We start from the raw sequence: 2,500 nt of genomic DNA, 5'->3' as shown, positions 1-2,500 counted from the left end.
TCGCAGTCTGACTCCCAAGGATAAGTCATTGGCATTCGGAGTTTGACTGAATTCGGTAACCCGGTAGGGGCCCCTAGTCCAATCAGTGCTCTACCTCCAAGACTCTTACCTTGAGGCTAGCCCTAAAGCTATTTCGGAGAGAACCAGCTATCTCCAGGTTCGATTGGCATTTCACCCCTACCCACACCTCATCCCCGCACTTTTCAACGTGCGTGGGTTCGGGCCTCCATTCAGTGTTACCTGAACTTCACCCTGGACATGGGTAGATCACCTGGTTTCGGGTCTACGACCACGTACTCATGCGCCCTATTCAGACTCGCTTTCGCTGCGGCTCCGCATCTTCTGCTTAACCTTGCACGGGATCGTAACTCGCCGGTTCATTCTACAAAAGGCACGCCATCACCCGTTAACGGGCTCTGACTACTTGTAGGCACACGGTTTCAGGATCTCTTTCACTCCCCTTCCGGGGTGCTTTTCACCTTTCCCTCACGGTACTGGTTCACTATCGGTCACTAGGGAGTATTTAGCCTTGGGAGATGGTCCTCCCGGATTCCGACGGAATTTCACGTGTTCCGCCGTACTCAGGATCCACTCAGGAGAGAACGAAGTTTTGACTACAGGGCTGTTACCTCCTATGGCGGGCCTTTCCAGACCTCTTCATCTACCTCGTTCTTTTGTAACTCCGTGCAGAGTGTCCTACAACCCCAAGAGGCAAGCCTCTTGGTTTGGGCTAATCCCGTTTCGCTCGCCGCTACTCAGGGAATCGCATTTGCTTTCTCTTCCTCCGGGTACTTAGATGTTTCAGTTCCCCGGGTCTGCCTTCTCATATCCTATGAATTCAGATATGGATACCACTCCATTACGAGTGGTGGGTTTCCCCATTCGGAAATCTCCGGATCAAAGCTTGCTTACAGCTCCCCGAAGCATATCGGTGTTCGTCCCGTCCTTCATCGGCTCCTAGTGCCAAGGCATCCACCGTGCGCCCTTTCTAACTTAACCGTTAAAAAGAATCACTACGTGATATCTTGTGTTACTAATTGAATGTGATGTCTACTGTTATCTAGTTTTCAAAGAACACGTTTCGAAGGAATGATCCTTCAAAACTAAACAAGACAGGGAACGTTCTGTTTATAAGACCCAAGGTCTTATATTCCGTAAATATCCTTAGAAAGGAGGTGATCCAGCCGCACCTTCCGATACGGCTACCTTGTTACGACTTCACCCCAATCATCTGTCCCACCTTCGGCGGCTGGCTCCTAAAAGGTTACCTCACCGACTTCGGGTGTTACAAACTCTCGTGGTGTGACGGGCGGTGTGTACAAGGCCCGGGAACGTATTCACCGCGGCATGCTGATCCGCGATTACTAGCGATTCCAGCTTCACGCAGTCGAGTTGCAGACTGCGATCCGAACTGAGAACAGATTTGTGGGATTGGCTTAACCTCGCGGTTTCGCTGCCCTTTGTTCTGTCCATTGTAGCACGTGTGTAGCCCAGGTCATAAGGGGCATGATGATTTGACGTCATCCCCACCTTCCTCCGGTTTGTCACCGGCAGTCACCTTAGAGTGCCCAACTGAATGCTGGCAACTAAGATCAAGGGTTGCGCTCGTTGCGGGACTTAACCCAACATCTCACGACACGAGCTGACGACAACCATGCACCACCTGTCACTCTGCCCCCGAAGGGGACGTCCTATCTCTAGGATTGTCAGAGGATGTCAAGACCTGGTAAGGTTCTTCGCGTTGCTTCGAATTAAACCACATGCTCCACCGCTTGTGCGGGCCCCCGTCAATTCCTTTGAGTTTCAGTCTTGCGACCGTACTCCCCAGGCGGAGTGCTTAATGCGTTAGCTGCAGCACTAAGGGGCGGAAACCCCCTAACACTTAGCACTCATCGTTTACGGCGTGGACTACCAGGGTATCTAATCCTGTTCGCTCCCCACGCTTTCGCTCCTCAGCGTCAGTTACAGACCAGAGAGTCGCCTTCGCCACTGGTGTTCCTCCACATCTCTACGCATTTCACCGCTACACGTGGAATTCCACTCTCCTCTTCTGCACTCAAGTTCCCCAGTTTCCAATGACCCTCCCCGGTTGAGCCGGGGGCTTTCACATCAGACTTAAGAAACCGCCTGCGAGCCCTTTACGCCCAATAATTCCGGACAACGCTTGCCACCTACGTATTACCGCGGCTGCTGGCACGTAGTTAGCCGTGGCTTTCTGGTTAGGTACCGTCAAGGTACCGCCCTATTCGAACGGTACTTGTTCTTCCCTAACAACAGAGCTTTACGATCCGAAAACCTTCATCACTCACGCGGCGTTGCTCCGTCAGACTTTCGTCCATTGCGGAAGATTCCCTACTGCTGCCTCCCGTAGGAGTCTGGGCCGTGTCTCAGTCCCAGTGTGGCCGATCACCCTCTCAGGTCGGCTACGCATCGTTGCCTTGGTGAGCCGTTACCTCACCAACTAGCTAATGCGCCGCGGGTCCATCTGTAAGTGGTAGCC

The 2,500-nt window shown here is 52.8% G+C and carries 2 rRNA genes (both running past the window's edge); both read right to left on the bottom strand.

The features are described 5' to 3' along the window. Positions 1-999, bottom strand: a 23S ribosomal RNA gene (locus EFK13_RS00555); it reaches 1,929 nt to the left of the window's first position. A gap of 169 nt (positions 1,000-1,168) precedes the next feature. Then, a 16S ribosomal RNA gene (locus tag EFK13_RS00550) occupies positions 1,169-2,500 on the bottom strand (it continues 218 nt past the right edge of the window). Together the 16S and 23S rRNA genes form the textbook arrangement of a ribosomal RNA operon.

It is taken from the genome of Bacillus cabrialesii, from assembly GCF_004124315.2.
In the GTDB taxonomy this organism is placed as follows: Bacteria; Bacillota; Bacilli; order Bacillales; family Bacillaceae; genus Bacillus; species Bacillus cabrialesii.
Note: the sequence above shows the minus strand (reverse complement) of the source record. Positions and strands in the feature narration are given on the sequence as shown.